At 66.7% G+C, this 23,573-nt stretch carries 22 protein-coding genes; 10 read left to right on the top strand and 12 right to left on the bottom strand.

Annotated features, from left to right (window positions below; translation table 11 throughout):
- Positions 1 to 5 precede the first annotated feature (5 nt).
- The 7 genes from FRZ61_RS13015 to FRZ61_RS12985 all read right to left on the bottom strand — a co-directional run bounded on the left by FRZ61_RS13015 (position 6) and on the right by FRZ61_RS12985 (position 6,381).
- Positions 6 to 1,022: an FAD binding domain-containing protein gene (locus FRZ61_RS13015; RefSeq protein ID WP_151118133.1), complete on the bottom strand. Its 1,017-nt coding sequence runs from the start codon at positions 1,020 to 1,022 to the stop codon at positions 6 to 8.
- Positions 1,023 to 1,032: 10 nt separating this feature from the next.
- Positions 1,033 to 1,452, bottom strand: a complete 420-nt coding sequence (locus tag FRZ61_RS13010) for a (2Fe-2S)-binding protein (protein WP_456077630.1) — start codon at positions 1,450 to 1,452, stop codon at positions 1,033 to 1,035.
- A 543-nt stretch (positions 1,453 to 1,995) separates the two neighbouring features.
- The gene (locus FRZ61_RS13005; protein WP_151118131.1) at positions 1,996 to 2,889 is read right to left on the bottom strand and encodes a pentapeptide repeat-containing protein; all 894 of its coding nucleotides are present in this window, start codon (positions 2,887 to 2,889) and stop codon (positions 1,996 to 1,998) included.
- A gap of 173 nt (positions 2,890 to 3,062) precedes the next feature.
- Positions 3,063 to 3,953: a pentapeptide repeat-containing protein gene (locus FRZ61_RS13000; protein ID WP_191909002.1), complete on the bottom strand. Its 891-nt coding sequence runs from the start codon at positions 3,951 to 3,953 to the stop codon at positions 3,063 to 3,065.
- Between the two features lie 280 nt (positions 3,954 to 4,233).
- A complete protein-coding gene (locus FRZ61_RS12995; RefSeq protein WP_151118129.1) occupies positions 4,234 to 4,671 on the bottom strand; it encodes a CoA-binding protein in 438 nt (145 codons plus the stop codon).
- Between the two features lie 43 nt (positions 4,672 to 4,714).
- Positions 4,715 to 5,503, bottom strand: coding sequence for an enoyl-CoA hydratase (locus FRZ61_RS12990; protein WP_151118128.1), 789 nt, complete (start codon positions 5,501 to 5,503; stop codon positions 4,715 to 4,717).
- 26 nt (positions 5,504 to 5,529) lie between these two features.
- Positions 5,530 to 6,381 (bottom strand): alpha/beta hydrolase, encoded by an 852-nt coding sequence (locus tag FRZ61_RS12985; RefSeq protein ID WP_151118127.1) that lies wholly within the window; start codon positions 6,379 to 6,381, stop codon positions 5,530 to 5,532.
- A 290-nt stretch (positions 6,382 to 6,671) separates the two neighbouring features.
- On the opposite strand from FRZ61_RS12985, the gene FRZ61_RS12980 reads away from it, so the two are divergent.
- From FRZ61_RS12980 to FRZ61_RS12955, 6 genes are all read left to right on the top strand, one after another.
- A complete protein-coding gene (locus tag FRZ61_RS12980) occupies positions 6,672 to 7,526 on the top strand; it encodes a winged helix-turn-helix transcriptional regulator (RefSeq protein ID WP_151118126.1) in 855 nt (284 codons plus the stop codon).
- A 149-nt stretch (positions 7,527 to 7,675) separates the two neighbouring features.
- A complete protein-coding gene (locus FRZ61_RS12975; RefSeq protein WP_151118125.1) occupies positions 7,676 to 9,259 on the top strand; it encodes an ABC transporter substrate-binding protein in 1,584 nt (527 codons plus the stop codon).
- Between the two features lie 229 nt (positions 9,260 to 9,488).
- On the top strand, positions 9,489 to 10,439 hold the full coding sequence (locus FRZ61_RS12970; RefSeq protein ID WP_151118124.1) for an ABC transporter permease: 951 nt from the start codon (positions 9,489 to 9,491) through the stop codon (positions 10,437 to 10,439).
- A complete protein-coding gene (locus FRZ61_RS12965) occupies positions 10,436 to 11,272 on the top strand; it encodes an ABC transporter permease (RefSeq protein WP_151118123.1) in 837 nt (278 codons plus the stop codon). The genes FRZ61_RS12970 and FRZ61_RS12965 overlap by 4 nt, the downstream gene beginning before the upstream one ends.
- Positions 11,265 to 12,914, top strand: coding sequence for an ABC transporter ATP-binding protein (locus tag FRZ61_RS12960; RefSeq protein ID WP_151118122.1), 1,650 nt, complete (start codon positions 11,265 to 11,267; stop codon positions 12,912 to 12,914). The genes FRZ61_RS12965 and FRZ61_RS12960 overlap by 8 nt, the downstream gene beginning before the upstream one ends.
- Before the next feature lie 20 nt (positions 12,915 to 12,934).
- Positions 12,935 to 13,783: an alkaline phosphatase family protein gene (locus FRZ61_RS12955; protein WP_191909000.1), complete on the top strand. Its 849-nt coding sequence runs from the start codon at positions 12,935 to 12,937 to the stop codon at positions 13,781 to 13,783.
- A gap of 31 nt (positions 13,784 to 13,814) precedes the next feature.
- On the opposite strand, the gene FRZ61_RS12950 is transcribed toward FRZ61_RS12955, so the two are convergent.
- Positions 13,815 to 14,732, bottom strand: coding sequence for a SphA family protein (locus tag FRZ61_RS12950; RefSeq protein WP_191908999.1), 918 nt, complete (start codon positions 14,730 to 14,732; stop codon positions 13,815 to 13,817).
- Positions 14,733 to 15,057: 325 nt separating this feature from the next.
- Between FRZ61_RS12950 and FRZ61_RS12945 the strand changes: the two genes are divergently transcribed.
- The 4 genes from FRZ61_RS12945 (at position 15,058) to FRZ61_RS12930 (ending at position 19,309) form a co-directional block, all read left to right on the top strand.
- A complete protein-coding gene (locus FRZ61_RS12945) occupies positions 15,058 to 15,951 on the top strand; it encodes a formylglycine-generating enzyme family protein (RefSeq protein WP_263641733.1) in 894 nt (297 codons plus the stop codon).
- Positions 15,952 to 16,010: 59 nt separating this feature from the next.
- A complete protein-coding gene (locus FRZ61_RS12940) occupies positions 16,011 to 17,606 on the top strand; it encodes an arylsulfatase (protein ID WP_225308786.1) in 1,596 nt (531 codons plus the stop codon).
- Between the two features lie 106 nt (positions 17,607 to 17,712).
- Complete coding sequence (locus FRZ61_RS12935) at positions 17,713 to 18,726, top strand: HAD family hydrolase (RefSeq protein ID WP_151118117.1); 1,014 nt, start codon at positions 17,713 to 17,715, stop codon at positions 18,724 to 18,726.
- A 40-nt stretch (positions 18,727 to 18,766) separates the two neighbouring features.
- Positions 18,767 to 19,309 (top strand): DUF2478 domain-containing protein, encoded by a 543-nt coding sequence (locus FRZ61_RS12930; RefSeq protein ID WP_225308785.1) that lies wholly within the window; start codon positions 18,767 to 18,769, stop codon positions 19,307 to 19,309.
- 67 nt (positions 19,310 to 19,376) lie between these two features.
- Here FRZ61_RS12930 and FRZ61_RS12925 read toward each other — a convergent pair whose 3' ends face one another.
- Genes FRZ61_RS12925 through FRZ61_RS12910 form a run of 4 tightly spaced genes read right to left on the bottom strand, consistent with a single transcriptional unit; the run spans position 19,377 to position 23,572 of the window.
- Entirely contained in the window at positions 19,377 to 20,867 is a 1,491-nt protein-coding gene (locus tag FRZ61_RS12925; RefSeq protein WP_151118115.1) for an aldehyde dehydrogenase family protein, read from the bottom strand.
- A gap of 17 nt (positions 20,868 to 20,884) precedes the next feature.
- Positions 20,885 to 22,243 (bottom strand): D-serine ammonia-lyase, encoded by a 1,359-nt coding sequence (locus FRZ61_RS12920; protein WP_151118114.1) that lies wholly within the window; start codon positions 22,241 to 22,243, stop codon positions 20,885 to 20,887.
- On the bottom strand, positions 22,230 to 22,805 hold the full coding sequence (locus tag FRZ61_RS12915) for a DUF1349 domain-containing protein (protein ID WP_151118113.1): 576 nt from the start codon (positions 22,803 to 22,805) through the stop codon (positions 22,230 to 22,232). Before FRZ61_RS12915 ends, FRZ61_RS12920 begins: the two co-directional genes overlap by 14 nt.
- Positions 22,806 to 22,819: 14 nt before the next feature.
- Positions 22,820 to 23,572 carry an SDR family NAD(P)-dependent oxidoreductase gene (locus FRZ61_RS12910; protein ID WP_151118112.1) on the bottom strand — a complete coding sequence of 251 codons (753 nt, stop codon included), beginning with the start codon at positions 23,570 to 23,572 and terminating at the stop codon, positions 22,820 to 22,822.
- Position 23,573: the final 1 nt, after the last annotated feature.

Here is a 23,573-nt window from a genome sequence, read left to right as displayed (position 1 = left end):
GACGGTCACAGGATCTTCTTCAAGGATTGAGGCTGCGGCGTTCCTCGTTCGGCCTGGGTAAGCGCGCGCACGACCGCGAGGCGGGCGAGCGCGATCTTGAAATCGTTATGGCCGTGGCCCCGGGCGCCCTGCAGCGTGATGTCGGCCGCCTGGGCGAAAAGCTGCGGCGTTGCGGTCTTGCCCTTCAGGGCCTGTTCCGCCTCCGGCACGCGCCACGGCCTGTGCGCGACGCCGCCCAGTGCCAAGCGCGCCTCGGCGATGGTATCGCCCTCCATCCGGAGCGCCGCGGCAACGGAGACCAGGGCGAAGGCGTAGGACAGCCGGTCGCGGATCTTGATGTAGGTGTGATGCGCGGCGAAGCCCTCGGCGGGCAGGGTCACGGCCGTCACGATCTCTCCCGCCGAGAGGTTGGTGTCGCGCTCCGGTGTTTCGCCGGGAAGCCGGTGGAAATCGGCGAACGCGATGCTGCGCTCGCCCGTCGGCCCCACCACCTGCACCGTGGCGGCGAGCGCCGCCAGCGCGACGCAGAGATCGGAAGGGTGCGTGGCGATGCAGGATTCGCTGGTTCCCAGCACGGCATGCCCGCGATTGAGCCCGCCTATGGCCGAGCATCCGGTCCCGGGTTCGCGCTTATTGCAAGGGGTGGCGGTGTCATAGAAATAGGCGCAGCGCGTGCGCTGCAGGAGGTTGCCGCCGGTCGAAGCCATGTTGCGCAGCTGTTGCGAGGCGCCGGCAAGGATCGCGCTCGCGACCAGCGGATAGCGCCGCTCGATCTCCGGGTGATAGGCAAGATCACTGTTCGCGACCAGCGCGCCGATCCGCAAGCCGCCGCCGGCCGAAGGCTCGACCGAGCGCAGAGGCAGCCGCGAGATGTCGATCAGCTGTGCGGGGCGCTCGACATCGACCTTCATCAGGTCGACGAGATTGGTGCCACCGGCGATGTATCGGGCAGCCGGATTGCCGGTGCCCAGCCGGAGCGCTTCGGAAAGCGTGGCGGGGCGGGCATACGTGAAGGGAACCATGCCGGCCTCCTCAGGCGCTTGATTTTTCGATCACTTGCTGAATCGCGGCGACGATATTGGGATAGGCGCCGCAGCGGCAGAGATTGCCGCTCATGAGCTCGCGGATCTCGTCTTCCGTCTTCGCCTTGCCCTCCGCGATGAGACCCGCGGCCGAGCAGATCTGGCCCGGCGTACAGTAGCCGCATTGGAAGGCGTCATGCTCGATGAAGGCGGCCTGCAGGGGATGAAGCTCCCCGTCGCGCGCAAGGCCCTCGATCGTCGTCACGCTGGCGCCGTCGCGCGTGACGGCGAGCGTGAGGCAGGCATTGACGCGCCGGCCATCGACCAGGACGGTGCAGGCGCCGCATTGGCCGTGGTCGCAGCCCTTCTTGGTGCCGGTCAGGGCGAGGCGATCGCGGAGCAGGTCCAGCAGCGTCACCCAAGGCGGCAACGCGGCCTCCGTTCGAACGCCGTTGATCGTCAATGCGATGGAGACTTTCCCTGATGCGTCGAGGCCGCCGTCATCCGTTGCCGTCCCCATCCCCATACCTCCGCCGGTTGTGGTTTGGTCAAATGCCGATGTCTCTCGCGGAATTGGCACTCCGCAGGCAGCCGAGCCTCATTTGCGATCCGGTGGCGTCGTGCCGGTGCCGCTCCGGCGGTCCCATGATCCGCAATCCGCGCCGTCGCACCCGACCTTCAGTGTTGTCGAAGCGGCGACCCTTCTCCTGTGGCAAAAAACCGACATTTGAACAAAACAACCATGGCCTGCCCGTCGATAGGATTGAAAGCCTTGCCAGCCATGAGCCGGCCGGCGGGTTGAAGGGCGCGAGGCGCTGTATCGGTCATGAAAGTGCAATGCGGGAAGGCGAGGGAGCCCCGGCCGCTCGGCTGCTGGGTTCCGGCCTGACCACATGAACCGGTGCGGGGTGGAGGCGGTGGAGGGTGATCGTAAAGAGGCGCCGGCCGCGGGCGGACGCGCCGAAGGCCGGTATCAGGAGCGCCGCGCGCCCTCGGTACGGGCCTTGGCGAGCGCGGCCTCGGTCGCGAGCGCGGCGCGCAGATCGGCGTTGCGGAGGTCGGTCTTGATCAGGCTGGCGCCGCGCAGGTCGGTCGCCACCAGGCGGGTGCCGGAGAGATCGGCGAAATCGAGGCGGCAGTTGCGAAGGTCGGCGCCGGAGAGATCCCGGCCTGCGATCTCCATGCCGCTGAGATCCTGGCCGGACAGGCTGAGCCGGGACCCTTCGAGCCCGTAGCTGTCGATCCATTGTCGGTGCTCCTGGATCAGGTCCAGAAGCTCCTCCGGCTCGATCCGGGCCGGCAGCTTGACCATGCCCGCCGCCCAGCCCGGCAGGGTCACCGCCGCGTCCTGAGTCTGCGAGAAATCGGCGCCGTCGAGCTTCGCCTGCTCGAATTCCGAACCGGCGATGCTGCATTCCTCGAACAGCGCGCCGCGGAGATCGGCGCCGGAGAAATTGACGTCATTGGCCTTTACGTGGGTCAGCGAGACCTTGTGGAGATTGGCGTTGGTGAAGTCGGAGCCCTCGATCGTGGCGCCGTCGAAGGAAACCTGCGGCTCGCCGTCGTCGAGCGCGGCCGCTTTCGGGGCAGCGGCGGGCGCCGCGGCGCCACGGAAGACCGCCTCGCTCGCGTTGGTGCGAACGAATTTGGCATGGCGGAAATTGCAGTTCTCGAACAGCGCCCGCACCAGATGAGCGTTCTCGAAATCGACCTTGTCGAAGGAGCAGTCGAAGAAGCGGCCATGGCTGAAATCGGCCCGGCGGAGGTCGGCGCCGTCGAACTTGACGCGCTTCACGGTCTTGCCGGCAAAGCTGACCCCTTGCAGCCACCGGCCGCTGAAGTCCTTGTCGCTGATCTCCATGACCATGACAGGTTCCTCCCTGGAACCGCGCCTCTGGAACCCGCCATCGTACCGGCAAAAACTTACGCGAATCTTGTCGGGCGGGGCGGGCGCAAGAGATTAGAAATTCGAGATAAATTTGAGCGAACAGGCGACAAAGACGCATCCCCTCCCCCTTTGAGGGGAGGGGATGCGAGACCCTATCTTCGCGTTCCCTCCGTATGCGCCTTGCTCAGCGCGGCCTCGCTGATCAAGGCCGCGCGCAGGTCGGCGTTGCGCAGGTCGGTCTTGATCAAGCTGGCGCCGCGCAGGTCGCTCGCCACCAGCCGCGCGCCCGAGAGATCGGCGAAGTCGAGCCGGCAATTGCGCAGATCGGCGCCCGACAGGTCCTGGCGGGCGATCTCGGCGCCGGTCAGGTCGTGGCCCAGCAGCGAGAGCCTGGCTCCCGCCTGTCCGTTGCTGGCGACCCATTGCTGGTGGCGCCGGATCTGCGCCAGCAGGGCCGGGGCTTCGATCTTGCGCGTCATCTTCACCATGCCGGCCGCCCAGGAGGGCAGGGCCTTGGCCGCGTCCTCGGTCTGGGAGAAGTCGGCGCCGTCCAGCTTGGCTTGCGCGAACTGCGCCCCGGCGATGCTGCATTGCTCGAACACCGCGCCGCGCAGATCGGCACCGCTGAAGTTCGCGTCGTTGGCCTTCACCTTGGACAGCGAGGCCTTGTTGAGGTTGGCGTTGGTGAAATCGGACCCCTCGATCGTGGCACCGTCGAAGGAGACCTGCAGCGCGGACACCTCGACCGGCGACCGCTTCTTGTAGGAGAGCACGGTGGTGGTGCGGAACACCGCCTCGCTGGCGTTGGTCCGGACGAATTGAGTGCCGCGGAAGCTGCAATTCTCGAACAGCGCGCGGGCGAGGTGGGCGCCGCTGAAATCCACCGCGTCGAACGAGCAGTCGAAGAATTGGCCGTGGCTGAAGTCGGCGCGGGACAGGTTGGCGCCGTCGAACTTGATGCGCCGGACCGTCTTGCCGGCGAGGTTGAGGCCCTGCAGCGACTGGCTGCTGAGGTCCTTGTCGCAGATTTCCGTGATCGCCATGTTTCGCCCCTTCCTGGAACGCATTCGCATGCGGCACCCGGTATAGGCGAAATCCGCGCTCGCGAACAATCGCGAGTTCCACGCAATTCGAGGCAAGGTTTCCGGAGAATTGATGCGGTTGCGATCGATCCCGCCGTTCAGCGCGGAATTCCGCCGAACCTGCAGGCCTCGCGAGGCCTGCTGCGGCATTCGACCACAAGGGGCACAACTTTTGATAGCTGTTGCTTATCTCCTCCGCTCCGCGACGGAGGGGATAAATGCGCTTCGTATTCCCTTCGTCTCAGCGCCCCGCCCGGGCGCGTTTCGCCTCGAGCCGGGGCAGCTCGATCGCGGGGCAGCGATCCATGATCACGGTGAGGCCGGCCTTCTGTCCCCGCGCGGCGGCCGCCTCGTCGCGCACGTCGAGCTGCATCCAGACGGTCTTGGCGCCGATGGCGACGGCCTGGTCGACCACGGCGCCCGCCTCGGAAGACCGGCGGAACACGTCGACCATGTCGATCTTCTCCGGGATGTCGGCGAGCCGCGCATAGACCGTCTCGCCATTGATCTTGCCGCCGGCCTGCCCCGGATTGACCGGGATGCAGCGATAGCCCTTGGATTGCAGGAAGCGCATCACGCCGTGGCTGGGCCGCTCGGGCTTGGGGCTGGCGCCCACCACGGCGATGGTCCTGGTCTCGGCGAAGATGCGCTCGAGCAGGGCGTCGGGGTAATCGGTCATGGGGTCCCTCCGGAAGGTCGGCAGCCGGGATGGCGCCGCGGCGTCAATCGTGCCAATGGGGTTTCCGTTTCTCGAGGAAGGCGTCGATGCCTTCCTCCGCATCGGCCTGCATCAGGTTCTCGACCATGACGGCGGAGGCGTAGCGCAGGGCCTCGTCGAACCCGAGCTCGGCCTGGCGATAGAAGGCCTCCTTGCCCAGCGCAAGGACGGCTGAGGATTTGCTCGCGATCTGCCGGGCGAGCGCCAGGGTCTCGGCCGCCAGCGATGCCGCCGGCACCACGCGATTGATCAGTCCGAGCCGCCGCGCCTCCGCGGCGTCGATGAGATCGCCCGTCAGCAGCATCTCCATCGCCGGCTTGCGCGCGATCGCGCGGCTCAAAGACACCGCCGGCGTCGAGCAGAAGAGGCCGATATTGACGCCGGGCGTGGCGAACCGCGCGCCGCTTTCCGCCACGGCGAGATCGCAGCCCGCGACGAGCTGGCAGCCCGCGGCCGTGGCGATCCCGTGGACCTGGGCGATCACCGGCTTCGGGCTGCGCCGGATCGCCCGCATGAGGTCGCTGCAGCGCGCGAACACCTCCTCGTAGCGCTCGCGGCTTTTGAGGGCACGAATCTCCCGCAGGTCATGGCCGGCGCAGAAGGCGGGGCCGTTGCCGGCGATGATCAGCACCTGGATGGCGGGGTCGGCGCTCCATCGCTCGATCTCGCCCCGCAATGCGCCCAGGAGCGAGACGGAGAGGGCGTTGCGCGCCTCCGGACGGTTCAGCGTCAGGATGGCGATGCCATCCTCGGTCCGGGAGAGCAGCTCGGGCTCGTTCGCGAGGCTCGTCATGCATTCTCCCGCGCAGAAGCCGGCGGCTAGAGGCCCATCTGCTGCAGCATCGCCCTGGCCAGCACGCTGTCGGGCCAGCTCAGGCTCTGCGTGATGGAGAAATGGTGCGTGTCCGGCAGCTTGAGAAGGCTCGTGGGAAGACCGTGACGCTTCAGATGCGCCTCATAGGCTTCGGACTGCTTGATCCATTCCGGCGTCTCCTTGGCTCCCACGGCCACCAGCGCCGGGCATCGCCGGCGCGGCGCGAAACGCAGCGGGCTGTTGCGCGCCACCATCTCCGGCTTGAGCCGGATCTGCTCGTTGGCCTGGATGCGCAGCACGGGCTCCACGTCATAGATGCCGGTGATGCAGACGGCCCCCTTGATCACATCGTCGGGGACGGGGCTCCGGCTCCAGTCCTGGGCCAGCATCATCGCCGCCAGATGGGCGCCGGCCGAGCTGCCGGAGAGATAGATCCGGTCGGCGCTGCCGCCGAGCAGACCTGCATGGCGGTAGACCCAGATCACCGCGTTGCGGATCTGCTGGACGATGATGTCGAGCGTGACCTTGGGGCAGAGGTCGTAATTGAGGAGGACCGTCGTGGCGCCGGCGGCGACCAGCGGCCGCGCGACATAGCTGAAATCGCTCTTGTCGAGCGCCCGCCAATAGCCGCCATGGATATAGACATGGATGGGGGCGCCGGGATCGGTGGCCGGAAAGACATCGAGGCGCTCGCCCGGGCTTTCGCCATAGGCGATGTCGGCGGTATGCCGGAGGGCGGCACGGGTGTCGGCGGAGAGCTTGGCGTCGCGGGCCAGCCATTCTTCGCAATCCGGCACGGCGATGCGCGGGCTGAACTGCGTGTTGATGGTGACGTCGTCGAGCTGGTCGTAGGCCATGGAACGGCTTTCTGTTCAAGGAGGCAGCGATCTTGGCCGAAGGCGGAGAAGGGGTCCAGGGCCGCTCGCCTCCCGGGGGCCGACGGCCCGGGCATGTATCGGTCCGTTGCTTTTCTTGGCGGTCAGGTGGAAGGTCGACAGCGCGGTGTGTGCATTGCACCCGGCAGTGTGTGTGGCTAGGCTTCGTGGCGGGCCGAAGCGGTGGACAACCATGGCGCGGCCCGGGACGCGCCGGCGAAGCGGCACCGGCGTGAAGGGAAAGGGCACCCGGGTTCGGGCGGACGGTCTGGATGAAGGGGATCATGATCTGCGAAGGGCGCGTGCGGCTTTTCAAGCGCGTCGACCGTCCTTCCCGATATTGGCAGGCCGCCTTCAATATCCCCGGCCGGAAGCGACCTGTCGTCAAAAGCAGCCGGGTGCCGGATTTGGCCCAGGCGACGGCTTGGGCGGAGCGCACCCTGGCGATGCTGATGCCGGCCCGCAAAGCGGTGATTGATCGTTCGGCCGCCATGCCGGCCTTCATCGCCGCGGATTTCGCCCCCACCATCCGCAATGCCAAGCGCAGTGTCGAGCGCGAGCTCGCTCTGCGCATCCTCGAGGCATTCGATCGGGATCCGGCCCTCTCTCAGCGAGAGCTGGCCCGCCAACTCGGCATCTCCATCGGCGTCGCCAACCATTATATCGGCAACTGCGTGCGGCACGGGTTGGTTGGCAAATCCAACGCACGGCCCAGCCGGCATTCGCGCCCCGCCTACATCCTCACGGAGAAAGGGCGGGCGCAGAAGGATCTGCTCGTCTCCTGGCATGTCGAGCGGAACCTGACGTTCTTTCGCGAGCTTCGCGATCAGTATGAGCGCCTGTGCCGGGTCTGCATCGATCGCGGATTTCGCCGCGTCGTTCTCGTCGGGACGGGTGACGTCGCCGCGATCGCGAGGCTGGCTCTGGCCGACATGGGGTTGAGCGGCGTCAGCATGATCGAAGTCGACCCGCAGGCGATCGACCGGATCGCGGAAGCGGCGGGCGCGGAGCGGGACGGTGCCTTCGTCGTCACCGATTTCGCTGCACCTGACCGTGTGTTTGCGGTTTTGTGTCAGATCGCCGGCGCCGGCCGCGTCTTCGCGCCACCGGTTCTCATCGGACGCTGACATGGCGGAGCGCGGCGAAGTTTCCGCATCGCGTCGTGCCGGACCCGACGTGTTCGAATTACGAACATTGTCTGCCTCCGAGCTCCGCGTAATCCTGCCCCTCGAGCGGCATCGCCGCTCCAATGAAGAGAAGAGAGGGAGGAACGCCCATGTCGGAGATCGCCTATCTGCAACGACAGATTATGCGCGGACGCCTGAGCCGCCGCGCCTTTCTCGGCCGAGCCACCGCGCTCGGCCTTTCGGCCGCGTCGGCGAGCTTGTTGTTCGCGCAGGCCGCGCGGGCGGCAACGCCCCAGAAGGGCGGCCACCTCGTGTACGGACTGGTCGGCGGTGCGTCGACCGACAGCCTCGATCCGGCGCTGGACAGCTCCCAGGTGCCCTATCACTTTGGCCGCTGCTGGGGTGACGTGCTGATCGAGACTTCTCCGACCGACGGCACGGCCGTGCCTTGGCTCGCGGAAAGCTTCGACAGCACCGCCGACGCGCAGACATGGTCGATCAAGCTGCGCAAGGGCGTCACCTTCCACAACGGCAAGGACATGACCTCGGCCGACGTGGTCGCGACGCTGCTGCGCCATTCCGACGAGAAATCGAAGTCCGGCGCGCTCGGCATCATGCGGGACATCGCGGCCATCGAAGCCGACGGCCAATATGCGGTGACGCTCAAGCTGAAAGCGCCCAATGCCGATCTGCCCTACCTCATCAGCGACTATCATCTCATCATCCAGCCGGAGGGCGGGGACCCCAATGCCGGGATCGGCACCGGCGCCTACATGGTCGATTCGGTCGAGCATGGCGTGCGCTACACCGGCAAGAAGAATCCGAACTACTGGAATCCCGACCTCGGCCACGTCGACTCGATCGAGATCCTGGTGATCAACGACCAGACGGCACGGATGTCGGCCCTGCAGTCGGGCCAGGTGCATATGGTCAATCGCGTCGATCCGAAGGCGGCGAAGCTTCTCGCCAAGGCGCCGGGCGTCGAGATCGTGCCGACAGCGGGCAAGGGGCATTATGTCTTCATCATGCAATGCGACAAGCCGCCCTTCGACAATCTCGACCTGCGCCTCGCTCTCAAGTTCGCGATGAATCGCGAGGAGATGCTCAAGCAGGTCCTGCAGGGTTTCGGGACCGTGGGGAACGACTTCCCGATCAATTCGGCCTACGCTCTCTTTCCGGACGACATTCCGCAGCGTCCCTACGATCCGGACAAGGCGGCGTTCCACTACAAGAAATCCGGCCATTCCGGCTCTGTCCTGCTGCGGACGTCGGACGTTGCCTTCCCCGGTGCCGTCGACGCTGCCACCTTGTTCCAGCAGTCGGCGGCCAAGGCCGGCATCACGGTCGAGGTGAAGCGCGAGCCGGGCGACGGCTACTGGTCCAATGTCTGGAACGTCCAGCCGTTCTGCACCTCCTACTGGGGCGGACGGCCGACGCAGGATACGATGTATGCCACGGCCTATCTTTCGACCGCCGACTGGAACGAGACGAAATGGTTCCGGCCCGATTTCGACAAGCTCCTGATGCAGGCGCGCGCCGAGCTCGATGACACGAAGCGAAAGGCCACCTATCGAGAGATGGCCCTCATGGTGCATGACGAGGGCGGCATCATCGTCCCGATGTTCAACGACTATATCGATGGCAAGAGCGACAAGGTGCAGGGCTACGTGCAGGACAAGGCCGGCGAGTTCTGCAATGGTTACGCGGCGTTGCGCTGCTGGCTGTCGGCCTAGCGGCTGCTGAGATCGCGGGAGGAGCCGGGGACCGTCTTCGCGGTCACCGGCTCCTCTTTCCCCGCTCCTGCGGTTTCATTGTTGCAAGAAAGAGCGATAGCTGGCGGTGGATGACCGCCTTGCCAGGAGGAGAGATGGCAAGAGGGAAGAGGCCGTATCGGTTCCGGGTGCCGAACAAGGCGTCGGGAGCGTTCGCGACCGGGGTTTCGGGCAGAAGGGATTCCCGGTCGTGCTTTGGAAGCTGGTAGCCCAGCGCCTCGCTCTGGGGCTCGTCCTGCTGCTGGCGATCTCGGCGATCATCTTCGCCGGTACCCAGATTCTGCCCGGCGACGTCGCGCAAACCATCCTCGGTCAGTCGGCCACGCCCGAGGCGGTCGCCAATCTGCGCCACGATCTCGGGCTCGATCAGCCCGCTATTTATCGTTACCTGCAATGGCTGGGCGGGATTCTTCACGGCGATCTCGGCCGGTCCCTTGCAAACCGCCAGGACATCGCCCAGCTCGTCGGCGGACGCCTCGCCAATACGCTGTTCCTGGCCGCGGTGGCGGCCGTCATCGCGGTCCCGCTCTCGGTGTTCCTGGGGTTGATCGCCGCCCGCCACCCCAACGGCCTCGTCGACCGGGTGATCTCGATCCTCTCGCTGGGCGCGATCTCGCTGCCGGAGTTCTTCGTCGGTTATCTGCTGATGATGGCCTTCGCCGTCAAGCTCGACTGGTTTTCGAGCATTTCCAACGTCCATGCCGGCATGAGCCTGGGGCAGCGGCTTTCCGCCGTGGTGCTGCCCTGTGCGACGCTGATCCTCGCCGTGCTCGCGCACATGATGCGCATGACACGAGCCGCGATCCTGAACGTGCTTTCCAGCTCCTATGTCGAGACGGCCGAGCTCAAAGGGCTGGCGCCGTTCGAGATCATCGTCCGGCACGCGCTGCCCAACGCCATCGCCCCGATCGTCAATGTCGTCATGCTCAACCTGGCTTATCTGGTGGTCGGCGTGGTGGTGGTCGAGGTCATTTTCGTCTATCCGGGGCTGGGCCAGCTCATGGTGGACCATGTCGCCAAGCGCGATGTGCCCGTGGTGCAGATCTGCGGCCTGATCTTCGCCGCCACCTATATCGGGCTCAACACCTTTGCCGACATCGTCTCGATCGTGGCGAATCCCCGGCTGCGGCATCCCAAATGAAGCTCCTGGGCATTCTGCGCCGCATGTCCTGGGCCGCCCGCGTCGGCCTCCTGGGCGTCGTGCTGTTCGCCGGCGCGGGCCTTCTGGCACCTGTGCTGGCGCCTCATCCCGAGGGTGAGATCGTCGGCGACGTGTGGGAGGATCCCTCGCCGCACGCCTGGCTCGGCACGGACAATCTGGGCCGCGATCTTCTGAGCCGGCTCATGTATGGCGGCGGCAAGACGATATCGATCGCCGGCGCAGCCACGATCTTGTCCTTCGCCGGCGGGATTCTGCTTGGCTTTCTCGCCAGCGTCGCCGGGAAGTGGGTCGATCAGGGCCTCAGCCGTGGCAACGATCTGTTGATGGCAATCCCGACCCTGATCTTCGCGCTGGTGGTGCTCTCGGTCCTGCCCTCCAACCTCGTGACCCTGGTCCTGGTGATGGCGGTGCTGGATGCGACGCGTGTCTATCGACTGGCGCGCGCCGTCGCCGTTGACATCGCGGTGACCGATTTCGTCGAGGTGGCGCGGCTGCGCGGGGAGAAGGTCGGCTGGATCATCTTCCGCGAGATCCTGCCCAATGCGCTGTCGCCCCTGATTGCCGAGATGGGGTTGCGCTTCGCCTTCGCCGTTCTCTTCCTCAGCACGCTCTCCTTCCTCGGGCTGGGCGTGCAGCCGCCCGCAGCCGACTGGGGCGGCATGGTCAAGGAAAACAAGGACGGCATCGTCTACGGCATTCCCGCGGCCCTGTTCCCGGGAGCGGCCATCACCTGCCTTGCCATCTGCGTGAATCTGGTCGTGGACTGGATCCTGCGGCGCACGACCTCGCTGCGGGGAGGGCGCCATGGCTGAGAGGGGCGCGGCGTCTCCCGTACTCGAGGTCCGCGATCTGCGGGTCGAAGCGCGAATCTATCCGCCGGACGGGGAACCTTACGATGCGACCATCGTCGATGGCGTCTCCTTCCTGCTGCCCAAGGGGCGGGTGCTGGGGCTCATCGGCGAATCCGGGGCGGGTAAATCGACGGTCGGTCTGGCTGCCCTCGGCTACGGCCGCGGCGGTTGCCGCCTCGTCGGCGGCGCGGCGCGGCTGGACGGCGTGGACCTCCTGAGGCTCGATCTCCCCCGCGTTCGCCGGTTGCGCGGCCGGGTCGTCACTTATGTGGCGCAGTCGGCGGCTGCCGCCTTCAATCCGGCGCAGCGCATCGGCCCCCAGGTGGTCGAAGCGGCGATCAAGCACGGGGTCTATTCGCGCGCGGACGCGGAGCAGCGCGCCGTCCGGTTGTTCGAGCGGCTGCGGCTCCCCGAGCCGGCGCAGTTCGGCCGGCGGTTCCCGCACCAGGTTTCGGGCGGCCAGCTTCAGCGCGCGATGACGGCGCTGGCGCTCTGTCCCGGACCGGACCTCGTCGTCTTCGACGAGCCGACGACGGCGCTCGACGTGACGACCCAGGTGGAGGTCCTTGCCGCCATCAAGGACGCGATCCGGGACAGTCATACCGCGGCCCTCTATATCAGCCACGATCTCGCGGTCGTTGCGCAGATCGCCGACGACATCATGGTGCTGCGGCACGGCAAGATGGTCGAATACGGCTCGGCCGGCCAGATCATCACCGCGCCGCGCGAAGACTACACCCGGCGTCTGGTGGCGGTCCGCTCGGTGCAGAAACCGGAAGCGGCGCCGAAGAACGATCCTCTGCTGGTGGCGGAGGGCGTCACCGCGACCTATGCCAATCTCGTGCCGGTTCTGGAGAACGTCTCGGTGCGGGTCGACCGGGGCGAGACGCTGGCGATCGTCGGCGAATCCGGATCGGGCAAATCCACCCTGGCGCGTGTCATCACCGGCCTGCTCCCGCCGCTTTCCGGGCGGCTGCAGTTCGCCGGCGCCACCTTGGCGCCGCGTCTTGCCGAGCGCACCCGCGAGCAGCTGCGGCGCATCCAGATGATCTATCAGATGCCGGACACGGCGATGAATCCGCGCCACACGGTTGGGCAGATCATCGGCCGCCCCCTGGAGTTCTATTTCGGTCTCGATGCCGCATCGCGCCGCCGCCGGGTGGCGGAGCTGCTCGACCAGATCGAAATGGGCGGGCGTTTCATGGACCGTTATCCGGCCGAGCTCTCCGGCGGGCAGAAGCAGCGCGTCTGTATCGCCCGCGCGCTGGCGGCGGATCCCGAGCTGGTCATCTGCGACGAGGTCACCTCGGCGCTCGATCCGTTGGTGGCCGACGAGATCCTGAAGCTGATGCTCCGCCTGCAGCAGGAGAAGGGCCTGTCCTACCTCGTCATCACCCACGATATCGCCACCGTGCGCGCCATCGCCGATTCCGTGGCGGTGATGTATCGCGGCGGGGTGGTCCGCCACGGCACGAAACGAGCGGTCCTGTCGCCGCCCTTCGACGACTATACCGGCAGGCTTCTCGCCTCGGTGCCCGAGATGCGCCTGGGGTGGCTTGACGACATTCTTTCGAAGCGCGGATCCGCGCTGGGCGTTACCTGACCCTGACGGAGTTCTCGACCTTGGCCGAAAAAGTCGTTCTCGTGTTGTTCGATGCCGTGGGGTATGACGCGGCGTTGCGCGATTGTGGCACCCTTGAGGGCCTAGTCGAGGCCGGCCTTGCCCGGCGCTGGTGCATGCGATCCGTGCTGCCCTCGCTGTCCGCGCCCGTCTACGAGACCTTGCATACCGGCACGCCCCCCTATGTTCATGGCATCCGGAGCAACGATCGCGTGGTGCTCTCCAAGGGGCCGCATGTTTTCGGGCTGGCGCGGGAAGCCGGCCGGACCACCGGTGCCGTGGCCCATTACTTCTTCTCGGAGCTTTACAACGTCGCGCCCTATGATGCGCTGCGCGATATGGAGGTGGATGATCCGTCACTGGCCATCCAGCATGGTCGCTTCTATTCCGAGCTGGGCTACACCAAATGGAACCTGAACCTTCCCTCCGAGACGGATCTGTTCACGCGCGCGACCCTGCTCATCCGCCGCCATTGTCCGGACTACCTGCTGATCCACGGCTTCGCGCCGGACGCGCTCGGGCACCTCTACGGTACGGCCTCGGTTGAGTATCACCATGCGGTCTGGGCACTCGACAACGCGCTGGCGGAGGTCCTGCATCTCTGGCGCGATGAAGGTTATCGCGTGCTCGTCACCTCCGATCACGGCCAGACCGAGGACGGCCGCCATGGCGGCACCACCGACGCCGAGCGCCTGGTACCGTTCTACGATGTGGGGCATCCGCAAGGGGGCGTGGCGACCGAGACGGTGTCCCAGCTTGCTGTGGCCCCGACCCTGCTTTCGATCATGGGCGTGAAGCCTCCGCCGGTGATGACCGTGGCGCCGCTGTCGGGCGAATTCGGGCCGTCCTGATCCGGGAAGGGGTCGCCACCGGTGGTCCTCTTCAGAACCCGACGCCCAGCGTGAGGGCGAACACGTCGCCGGCGATACGGTCCTGCGCCCAGACCTCGTGGTTCCAGCGGAAGGTCGCCGATATCTTGCTCGGCAGATAGACGATGCCGATCTGCGGTCCGACGCCATAGACGCTGTCGCGGTTGTTGTTGGCCGCGTCGGAGCCCGTGTCGTCCGTGGTCTGCCACTGGCCGTAGCCCGTCACGGCGACGTCGAGCAGGAATTGCTCGTCGAGCGGCAGATACTGATCGATGGCGAGGTTCAGGCTCGCGCGCTGGCCGGGGGTCAGGTCCTCGCCTTCGGCATTCTGGTTGATCTCGTAGGTCCCGGTGCCGATCACGGCCGTGCCGCGGTTGGTGAAGGGATACCAGGCGACGGATCCCTGGAACTGATGGGTCCAGAAGCCGAGACCGATATTGTCGCGGCTGCCGGCATCGAAGCGGCCCGTGGGCGCGTAGAAGCCGTAGCCCACCGTGAAGTCCCAATGTTTCTTGTTCCAACCGAGCCAGATCGGCTGGACGAAGAGGTCGCCCATGCCGAAGGTCGAGCCCTTGGCGTTCCGGCCGAGGCCGGTGAGCGTCGAGACCTCGGCATCGATGCTGGTGTTGCTGAAGGTGGGAACGATGTAGGCGCCGTAATGTCCACCCAGCACGTCCCAGTCCGCGACCCAGATGAAAGCCGGGGCCAGGACGAACAGATTCACGTCCGCATTCACATTGGCCTTGGTGCCGTCGGGCAGCTTGACGGAATCGACGCTCTGGCCGTTGTCGTTATAATACCGGTCGGCGCTGTAATAGATGCTGTAGAGCAAGGCGTAATAGCCGGGCGCCGGCATCACCGTGTCGCGCGCGTTGGGCAGGCCGGCGAAGTAATGGCCCGTGCCGCCAGCGTCGGCGTGTCTTCCGGGCATCAGTAGAAATACAGATAGCAGCAAAACCATGCTGCAGTGCCGCAGAGGCCGACGCCACGTCGAGCTTTTCACCGCTTCCCCCTTTGGCCCACCGATCAACGACAATTCGATGGCGCAGCGATGATAATGTGGTCGCGGGCGGGGCGAGCCAAGTCCGACAGGGCAGCTTCATTTACGCGGTTGGCGCCTCGCGGTGGAGCGGGACCTTGTCCTCGCCGGCGATAGCAATAGTTCTTCAAGCATGGGGCTCGATTTGCATCGGCAAACCGATGAGGAGGACGCGCGCGCTGCGCGAATGTCCTGGATTCCGGGGGGCGCCTTTCTTATGGGATCCGACCGGCATTACCCGGAAGAGGCGCCGGCGCATCGGGCGAAGGTCGACGGCTTCTGGATGGATCGCCATGCCGTCACCAATGCGGATTATGCGGCCTTCGTCGCGGCGACCGGCTATGTGACGGTGGCCGAGCGCCCGCTCGACCCGAAGGACTATCCCGGCGCCAAGCCCGAGCTGCTGAAGCCGGGCGCGCTGGTCTTTCAGAAGGCGGCGGGGCCGGTCGACAAGCGCGATCTGGCGAACTGGTGGCGCTATGTGCCGGGCGCCGACTGGTGCCATCCGGAAGGGCCGGGAAGCGGCATCGACGGGCTCGAGGATCATCCCGTCGTTCATGTCGCCTATGAGGACGCGGAAGCCTATGCGCGCTGGGCCGGCAAGTCGCTGCCGACCGAGGCGGAATGGGAGTTCGCGGCGCGTGGCGGTCTCGAAGGCGCCGCCTATTGCTGGGGCGACGAATTCGAGCCGGGCGGCAAGCCGATGGCCAATACCTGGCAGGGCGAGTTTCCCTGGCAGAACCTGGCGACGGACGGCTACGAGCGCACGGCGCCGGTCGGCTCCTTTCCCGCCAACGGCCATGGCCTCTTCGACATGGCCGGCAATGTCTGGGAATGGACCAGCGACTGGTACTCGGCCCGCCACGCCGCCGATGCGGCCAAGCCTTGCTGCGTTCCGGCCAATCCGCGCGGCGGCGCTGTCGAGGCCAGCTACGATCCGCGCCAGCCCGAGATCCGCATTCCCCGCAAGGTGGTCAAGGGCGGCTCCTTTCTTTGCGCGCCCAGCTATTGCCTCCGCTACCGGCCGGCCGCGCGCCAGCCGCAGATGATCGACAGTGCCATGTCTCACATCGGCTTTCGCTGTATCGACAGGAACGGGAGGGGTCTATGAGCGACGTGAGTGAAAAAAGGGCGGCCGTGGCGTCTGAATCCGATACCACACCCCGAGCGATGAACCGGCGCCAGCTGCTGATGGCCGGCGGATCGCTGGTCGCGGCGGTGGCGGTGACGGCGGCCGCCCAGCCGGCCGGGGCCGACACCGCCAGCGGTGCGCAAGCCACGCAGCTCGCCGCCGCGGGCGACGCGCTGCCCAATATCCTCGTCATCTTCGGCGACGATATCGGCCAGACCAATGTCAGCGCCTATTCCTTCGGGTTGATGGGAATCCGGACCAACAACATCGACCGGATCGCCAAGGAAGGAATGATGTTCACCGACTATTACGCCGAGCAGAGCTGCACGGCGGGGCGTTCCTCCTTCATCACCGGCCAGAGCGTCTATCGCACGGGCCTGAGCAAGGTCGGCTTGCCCGGCGCCGACCTTGGCCTGCGCAAGGAGGACCCGACCATCGCCGCGCTGCTGAAGCCGCTCGGCTATGCGACCGGGCAGTTCGGCAAGAACCATCTGGGCGACCGGGACGAATTCCTGCCGACCAATCACGGCTTCGACGAGTTCTTCGGCAATCTCTATCACCTCAATGCCGAGGAGGAGCCGGAGCTGCCGGACTATCCGAAGGACCCCGATTTCCGCAAGAAGTTCGGGCCGCGCGGCGTGATCCATTCCTATGCCGACGGCCGGATCGAGGACACGGGCCCGCTGACCAAGAAGCGGATGGAGACCATCGACGACGAGACCGTCGATGCGGCGATGGATTTCATCGACCGGCAGGTGAAGGCGAACAAGCCGTTCTTCTGCTGGTGGAACGCGACCCGGATGCACCTGCGCACCCATGTGCGCGAATCCATGCGCGGGCGATCCGGGCAGGACGAGTATCTCGACGGCATGCTCGAGCATGACGACGATGTGGGCAAGCTGCTGCAGAAGCTCGACGATCTCAAGATCGTCGAGAACACGATCCTGCTCTACACCACCGACAACGGCCCGCACGCGAACACCTGGCCCGATGGCGGTACCACGCCCTTCCGCTCGGAGAAGAACACGAACTGGGAGGGCGCCTTCCGCGTGCCCTGTTTCCTCCGCTGGCCTGGTAGGATTCCCGCAGGCTCGGTCTCGAACGAGATCATCAGCGGCATGGACTGGCTGCCCACCCTCCTGGCAGCGGCCGGCGTGCCGGATATCAAGGAGAAGCTGCTGCAAGGGCATCAGGCCGGCAGCATGACCTACAAGGTCCATCTCGACGGCTACAACCAGCTCGACTACCTGACCGGCAAGACCGACAAGAGCGCGCGCGAGGAAATCTTCTACTTCTCGGATGACGGAGATCTGATGGCGCTCCGCTTCAGGGACTGGAAGATGGTGTTCTTGGAGCAGCGCGCCGAAGGCACGCTCCGGATCTGGGCCGAGCCGTTCACCAGCTTGCGCGTGCCAAAGATCTTCAACCTGCGACGCGATCCCTACGAGCGGGCCGACGTCACCTCGAACACCTATTACGATTGGCTGATGGATCATGTCTTCCTGATCGTGCCGGCCCAGGCCTATGTCGGAAAGTTCCTGGAGACCTTCAAGGCCTTCCCGCCGCGCCAGAAGGCGGCGAGCTTCACGGTCGACCAGGTCATGGAGAGGCTGCAGAGTTCCGGTGGTGGCTGACGCTCCGATCGGGATGATTTTCGGTTGAGGCGCCGTGCCGGCGGATCGAGTATCCGTTGGTGCGGCGCCTCGTTTCTTTTGGGGATATGTCTTGCAGGAGAAAAGAATGACCTGGGATGCCACCCGACGGGATGTTCTCGCTCTGCCTCTCGCTGCTGCCGCTGCGGCGCTGATCGCGCCGGCGATCGCCCGTGCGGCGGACGATCCGCTGCCCTCCTGGAACGACAGCCGCTCGCGGACGGCGATCCTCGATTTCGTCGGCCGCGTGACGAAGGAGGGCGGGCCGGATTTCGTCCCGCTCGACGACCGGATCGCCGTCTTCGACAATGACGGCACGCTCTGGTCGGAGCAGCCCGTTTATTTTCAGGTTTTCTTCGCGCTCGCGCGGGTCAAGCAGCTCTATCCGGAGCATCCGGAATGGGAGAATCTGGAACCCTTCAAGTCGGCGATCTCGGGTGACCTGAAGTCCCTCGCGGCCACGGGCGAGAAGGGGGTTCTGAAGCTGGTGATGGCGAGCCATGCCGGCATGACGACCGAGGAGTTCGCGCAGATCGTGGTGGATTGGATCACGACCGCCAGGCATCCGCGCTTCAACCGCCTCTTCACCGAGCTCGTCTACCAGCCCATGCTCGAGGTGTTGAACCTGCTGCGCGCCAACGGCTTCAAGACCTATATCGTATCCGGCGGCGGCATCGAGTTCATGCGGCCCTGGACCGAGAAGATCTATGGCATCCCGCCCGAGCAGGTGATCGGCAGCTCGATCAAGACCCGGTTCGAGATGAAGGACGGCAAGCCCGTGCTGCAGCGGCTGCCCGAGATCGACTTCATCGATGACGGCCTCGGCAAGCCGGTCGGTATCTACAAGTTCATCGGCCGCCGGCCGATCTTTGCCGCGGGCAATTCCGACGGCGATCTCCAGATGCTGCAATGGGTCACGGGCGGGAAGGGGGCCCGCTTCGGCATGATCGTCCATCACACCGACGAGAAGCGGGAATGGGCCTATGACAAGCAGTCGTCCGTCGGTAAGCTGGACAAGGCCCTCGACGCCGCGACCGGCGCCCGATGGGCCGTGGCCGATATGAAGTGGGACTGGCGGAAGATCTACCCGTTCTCCAGCTAGAACGGGGAGGGAGGCGGGCGGAACCGGGATGAGCTTCGACATGGCCAGCATTGCCGCCGTCCTCAGCGACGACAGCGAGCCCGTTCAGTCGCTGTTCACGACCATGACCGGCCGGTGGCGCGCCTCGGGGATGAAGGTCGTGGGGCTGCTCGGGGAATCCCATGGCATCCCCGATCGCAAATGCGGCGCCGGGGTGGTGCGGGACATCGTTTCCGGCCGGCCGTTTGCGATGTATTTCGACACGCCGCCCAAGGGCGGCTCCTGCCATCTCGATCCCGCGGGCCTGGAAGCCGCCTCGACACAACTGCTCGACCAGATCGCGACGAGCGATCTCGTGATCCTCAGCAAGTTCGGCAAGCTGGAGACGATGCGGGCCGGCCTCATCGGCGCGTTCGAGGCTGCAGCCGAGGCCGGGGTTCCTGTCCTGACCTCCGTCTCGGAAAAGCATCGCGCCGCCTGGGAGAGCTTCGCGCCGGGCGCGGCCTATCTCGCGCCGGACGCGGCGGTCCTCGAGGGCTGGCGGCGCGGCTTGAAGGGGCGGCGGATTCCGGACTCCCCGCCGATCAATCCATTGGCCCCCTAGCCATCCGCGCCTTCAGCGCCTGTCCCCGACCTGCCGGACGGGAGCTGTGCCATAGGCTTCCTCGTGTCTACCTGGGTCCAGCGTGGACATGCGGCAGGGCCGGAGGCCGGGCTCCCAGCTTCACGAAGGTCGACTTGACCTCGGTGAATTCGAGCAGCCCGTCGAGCCCGTTCTCCCGTCCGATGCCGCTCTGCTTGAACCCGCCGAACGGCAGCTGCGGGGCCGTCTCCAGATAGGTGTTCACGTAGACGGTGCCGCTCTTGAGGCGCTTGGAGACCTGGAGCGCCTTGTCGACATCCTTGGTCCAGAGCCCGTTGGCGAGACCGAAGGCGGTATCGTTGGCGAGGGCGACGGCCTGTTCGACGCCGTCGAAGGGCGTCACGGTCAGGACCGGCCCGAAGATCTCCTCGCGGAAGACCGTCATGGCCGGCGTCACCCGGGTGAGGACCGTCGGGCCGACGAAGAAGCCTTTCTCGAGCCCATCCCGCCGCAGGCGATCGCCGCCGATGGCGAGCTGGGCGCCCTCCGCCTGGCCCTTGGCGATATAGCCCAGGACTTTCTCCAGATGCTGCTCATGGATGAGGGCGCCGATATCGGTGCGCTCGTCGAGCGGCATGCCGACGACGATCTTCCGGGCCCGTTCGACGAGCCGCTCGACGAAATCGCGGGCGATGCTCTGCTCGACCAGCAGCCGGGAACCCGCGCAGCATTCCTCGCCCTGGTTGAGGATCATGCCGAACAGCACGCCGTCGAGCGCTGCTTCCAGGTCGGCATCGGCGAAGACGGTGTTGGCGGCCTTGCCGCCCAGCTCCAGGGCCACGCGCTTGAGCGCCGCGCCCGCCTTGCCGGCGATGCGCTTGCCGACCGCGGTCGAACCGGTGAAGGACATCATGTCGATGCCGGGATGGTCCGTCAGCGCCTCGCCGACGTCGCTGCCCGTTCCGGTCACGATGTTGATGACGCCGGCGGGGAATCCCGCCTCCGCGGACAGGGCGGCGACCTCGAGAGCCGTGCCCGAGGTCAGCTCCGACGGTTTCACCACCACGCTGCAGCCGGCGGCCAGCGCGAACGGAAGCTTCTGGAACAGCGTCACCAGGGGGAAGTTCCAGGGAATGATCATGCCGACGACGCCCCGGGGCTCGCGCGTGACGAGGCCGAGCTTGTCGTCGCCCAGATGGCTGAAGACATCGCCCGATATCTGCCAGGCGAGCGCCCCCGCATAGCGGGTGAGCTCGATCGAGCCCGCGACCTCGCCGCGCGCGAAGCGGATCGGCTTGCCGACCTCTTCCGCCTCGATGACCGCAAGCCGCTCCGCATCCCGTTCCATCAGATCGGCCAGCTTCTGCAGCAGGCCCGCGCGCTGGCTCGCGGGAAACGAGGGCCAGCCGCCACGCCTGTCGAACGCGCGGCGGGCGGCGGTAACCGCCGCGGCGACGTGATCCGGGCCGGAGGCTTGGAAACGCGCGAGCAGCGCGCCGTGCGCCGGGGAGTGGCGTTCGATCATGGCACCGCTGTCCGATGCCCAGGCGCCGTCGATCCAGTTCCGGTAGGTTCTCATGATGGTTTTTCTGCTGGCTAAGGGGTTGCGTCGACCGGTGCGCGGGCCTGCGCGAGAACGCGATCGAACTCCTGCTGGGGAAGAAGCTGGCCGCCGGTGGTCCAGATCAGGTGCGTGGCGCCGGGCTTGCTGGCCGCCTCGATGACGGGCGAGCGCGCGCCCGCTTTCGCGGCGTCGGCCAGAACTGCCGCCGCCGCGAAGCCGGCCGCGGCCGAGGGTTCGAGCCTGAGGCCGGCTTCGTGCCACGCGTGAGACGCCCACTCATAGAGGCTCCGGTCCTCGACCGTGATGCAGCCATCGACGAGCTCGCCGATCATGCGCGCGACGAGCATCGAGGCCGCGGCCACGGCCAGGCCATCGGCGTCCGTCCGGTTGTCGAGCCCGGCGTCGTAGACCGAGACGCTGCGGGCGGGCCCGGCGGCGAGCTGGACGAGCATGCAGGGCGATCGTACCGGCTCCACCATCAGGCAGACCGCGGCATCCCCGAAGATCAGCTTGAGGCCGAGCGTGATCCCGCCGGGCGCGCCGCCGACGCCGCAAGGCAGGTAGAGGATGAGCGGGTGGTCCGCATCGACCGGGATGTCGTCGGCCGCGAGCTGCCGGGCGAGATCGGCGGCGGCCACCGCATAGCCCAGGAAGAGCCGCAACGAATTCTCGTCATCGATGAAATAGGCCTTGGCGTCGCGAGCGGCCGCGGCGCGCGCCGCTGCGACGGCGGTGGTGTAGTCGCCCTCATGCTCGACGACCTTGACCGCCAAGGCGCGCAGCCGATCCTTTTTCCAGCTCTTGGCGTCGCTCGACATATGGACCTCGGCCTTGAAGCCGAGGGCGCGGGCGATCACGCCGACGCTGAAGCCGAGATTGCCGGTCGATCCGACGACGATGCTGTGCCCGCCGAACAGCCGGCGCGCCTCGTCGTTCGCCAGCCGCGCATAGTCGCCGTCAGGTTCGACGAGGCCTGCCGCCAGCGCCAGTTCTTCGGCGTGCGACAACACCTCGTAGACGCCGCCGCGCGCCTTGATGCAGCCCGTGACCGGCAGGTCGTGATCGGCCTTGACGAGAACAGGATTGCGGCCGGAACCCAGCAGCTTTCGCTGGAAAGCGGCGGGGAGATGGATCAGCCGGGAATCGATGCGTCCGCCAGCCGGGGCCGTCTCGGGAAACAGGCGGCTCAGCAAAGGCCCGAAACGCGCCCAGCGGCTCCCGGCGTCGCGAACCTCCCGGTGGCCGAGGGTGAGGCGGTCCAGCGCCGTCTTCGCCGTCCGATGCCGCGGATTGGACCACAGGGTCGGCCGCCCGCCCCGCACATCGGGAGGCAGGCGGTCTGGATTCCAGTCCGCGGCCGGGCGCCCGGAAGGCGGTTCAGGAGAGATCATGCAGGTCCTTGTTCAGGGGCGGCCCGACCCGGAATGCCGAGAACTCGACATCGAGCCCCTGCCGTTCCGGCGTGCAGCAGAAAGGCCCGACCTGATAGGAGGGCGTGACGGGGAAGGGGCAAAGCCGCAGGGTCGGCCATTGTTTGCCGTCGGCCGACGCCTGGAGCTTCAGTACGCCCTCGCTCACGCTGGCGCGGATCCAGAAGTCGGAGGCGTCGCCCTCGAACGGGCCGGTGGCCCAATCCGACTGCCCGAGCGTCAAAACACTGCCGAGATGCGGCCGGCCGTCGGTCAGCTCGATTCCGGCCTTGACCCAGTGCGTCGCGTCGAGCCGCACCATGATTCCGGCCTGGTCGTAAAGCTCGCGGTACTGGGCGCGCACCCGCAGATCGGCGGTGAAGCCGGGCCCGGTCGGGCATCCGAAGAAATGGCCATTGTCGCGCGTGAAGCCGTAATGGGTCTCGCGCCAGAAATCGGTATGGTCGTCGGTGGTCACCCGCAGACGGCCGCCCTCCAGGCGCCAATGGGCCGGCTCGTTGATCCAGCGGCATGTCTCGAACATGGCGGCCGGCCTTCTCAGATATCGGTCCAGCCGCCATCGACGCGCAGATCGGCGCCGGTGACGTAGGCGGCGGCATCGCTGGCGAGGAACAGGATCGCGCGGCCGACCTCCTCGGGTTGGCCCATGCGCTTCATGACGGTGGCCCGGGCTTCCTCGTCCCTGAGCCTGTCGGCATCCGCGGACGAAAGCCCGATCTTGTCGTAGATCGGCGTGTCGATCGGGCCCGGCGCCACGCTGTTGACGCGGATGCCGCGCGGGGCGAGCTCGGCGGCCAGCGTGCGCACCAGCGAGCGGACGGCGGCCTTGCTGGCCGAATAGACCGCCATGGCCGGCACGCCCTTGGCGTCGAGGCAGCTCGAGGTGAGCACGACGCTGCCGCCCCGGTCCATCAGCGGCAGGCATTTCTGGATGGCGAAGAAGCTGCCCTTGAAGTTGATCGCCATCTGCGCGTCGAAGTCGGCCTCCGACACCTCCTCGATCCGCGCCGACCAGGTGACGCCGGCATTGGCGACGAGGATGTCGAGCCTGCCGAAGCGCTCCCGGGCCTGGCGGGCCACCGCCGCGATCGCCTCGACCGACCGGTTGTCGGCGACGATACCGATCGCCGGGGAGCCGAGCCGGGTCGCCGCGGCCTGCACCCGCTCCGCGTTCTGACCCGTGATCATGACGCGGGCTCCCGCCTCGACCAGCGTCTGCGCGGCGGCGAAACCGATGCCGGTCGTGCCGCCGGTCACGAGCGCGGATTTGTTCCGCAGCGAGATCTCCATG

This window comes from Hypericibacter adhaerens, from assembly GCF_008728835.1.
Lineage (GTDB): Bacteria > Pseudomonadota > Alphaproteobacteria > Dongiales > Dongiaceae > Hypericibacter > Hypericibacter adhaerens.
This window is presented reverse-complemented; position numbering and strand designations above follow the sequence as displayed.

What these genes read in the sequence shown, in the direction of transcription:
- FRZ61_RS13005 (WP_151118131.1), bottom strand. Translation starts at nt 2,889, where the DNA reads ATGGTCATGGAGATCAGCGACAAGGACTTCAGCGGCCGGTGGCTGCAA.
- FRZ61_RS12915 (WP_151118113.1), bottom strand. Translation starts at nt 22,805, where the DNA reads ATGTTCGAGACATGCCGCTGGATCAACGAGCCGGCCCATTGGCGCCTG.
- FRZ61_RS12965 (WP_151118123.1), top strand. Translation starts at nt 10,436, where the DNA reads ATGAAGCTCCTGGGCATTCTGCGCCGCATGTCCTGGGCCGCCCGCGTC.
- FRZ61_RS12990 (WP_151118128.1), bottom strand. Translation starts at nt 5,503, where the DNA reads ATGACGAGCCTCGCGAACGAGCCCGAGCTGCTCTCCCGGACCGAGGAT.
- FRZ61_RS12985 (WP_151118127.1), bottom strand. Translation starts at nt 6,381, where the DNA reads ATGGCCTACGACCAGCTCGACGACGTCACCATCAACACGCAGTTCAGC.
- FRZ61_RS12935 (WP_151118117.1), top strand. Translation starts at nt 17,713, where the DNA reads ATGACCTGGGATGCCACCCGACGGGATGTTCTCGCTCTGCCTCTCGCT.
- FRZ61_RS12995 (WP_151118129.1), bottom strand. Translation starts at nt 4,671, where the DNA reads ATGACCGATTACCCCGACGCCCTGCTCGAGCGCATCTTCGCCGAGACC.
- FRZ61_RS12960 (WP_151118122.1), top strand. Translation starts at nt 11,265, where the DNA reads ATGGCTGAGAGGGGCGCGGCGTCTCCCGTACTCGAGGTCCGCGATCTG.
- FRZ61_RS13015 (WP_151118133.1), bottom strand. Translation starts at nt 1,022, where the DNA reads ATGGTTCCCTTCACGTATGCCCGCCCCGCCACGCTTTCCGAAGCGCTC.
- FRZ61_RS12940 (WP_225308786.1), top strand. Translation starts at nt 16,011, where the DNA reads ATGAACCGGCGCCAGCTGCTGATGGCCGGCGGATCGCTGGTCGCGGCG.
- FRZ61_RS12980 (WP_151118126.1), top strand. Translation starts at nt 6,672, where the DNA reads ATGAAGGGGATCATGATCTGCGAAGGGCGCGTGCGGCTTTTCAAGCGC.
- FRZ61_RS12920 (WP_151118114.1), bottom strand. Translation starts at nt 22,243, where the DNA reads ATGATCTCTCCTGAACCGCCTTCCGGGCGCCCGGCCGCGGACTGGAAT.
- FRZ61_RS12945 (WP_263641733.1), top strand. Translation starts at nt 15,058, where the DNA reads ATGGGATCCGACCGGCATTACCCGGAAGAGGCGCCGGCGCATCGGGCG.
- FRZ61_RS12925 (WP_151118115.1), bottom strand. Translation starts at nt 20,867, where the DNA reads ATGAGAACCTACCGGAACTGGATCGACGGCGCCTGGGCATCGGACAGC.
- FRZ61_RS12975 (WP_151118125.1), top strand. Translation starts at nt 7,676, where the DNA reads ATGTCGGAGATCGCCTATCTGCAACGACAGATTATGCGCGGACGCCTG.
- FRZ61_RS12910 (WP_151118112.1), bottom strand. Translation starts at nt 23,572, where the DNA reads ATGGAGATCTCGCTGCGGAACAAATCCGCGCTCGTGACCGGCGGCACG.
- FRZ61_RS13000 (WP_191909002.1), bottom strand. Translation starts at nt 3,953, where the DNA reads ATGGCGATCACGGAAATCTGCGACAAGGACCTCAGCAGCCAGTCGCTG.
- FRZ61_RS12930 (WP_225308785.1), top strand. Translation starts at nt 18,767, where the DNA reads ATGGCCAGCATTGCCGCCGTCCTCAGCGACGACAGCGAGCCCGTTCAG.
- FRZ61_RS12950 (WP_191908999.1), bottom strand. Translation starts at nt 14,732, where the DNA reads ATGCCCGGAAGACACGCCGACGCTGGCGGCACGGGCCATTACTTCGCC.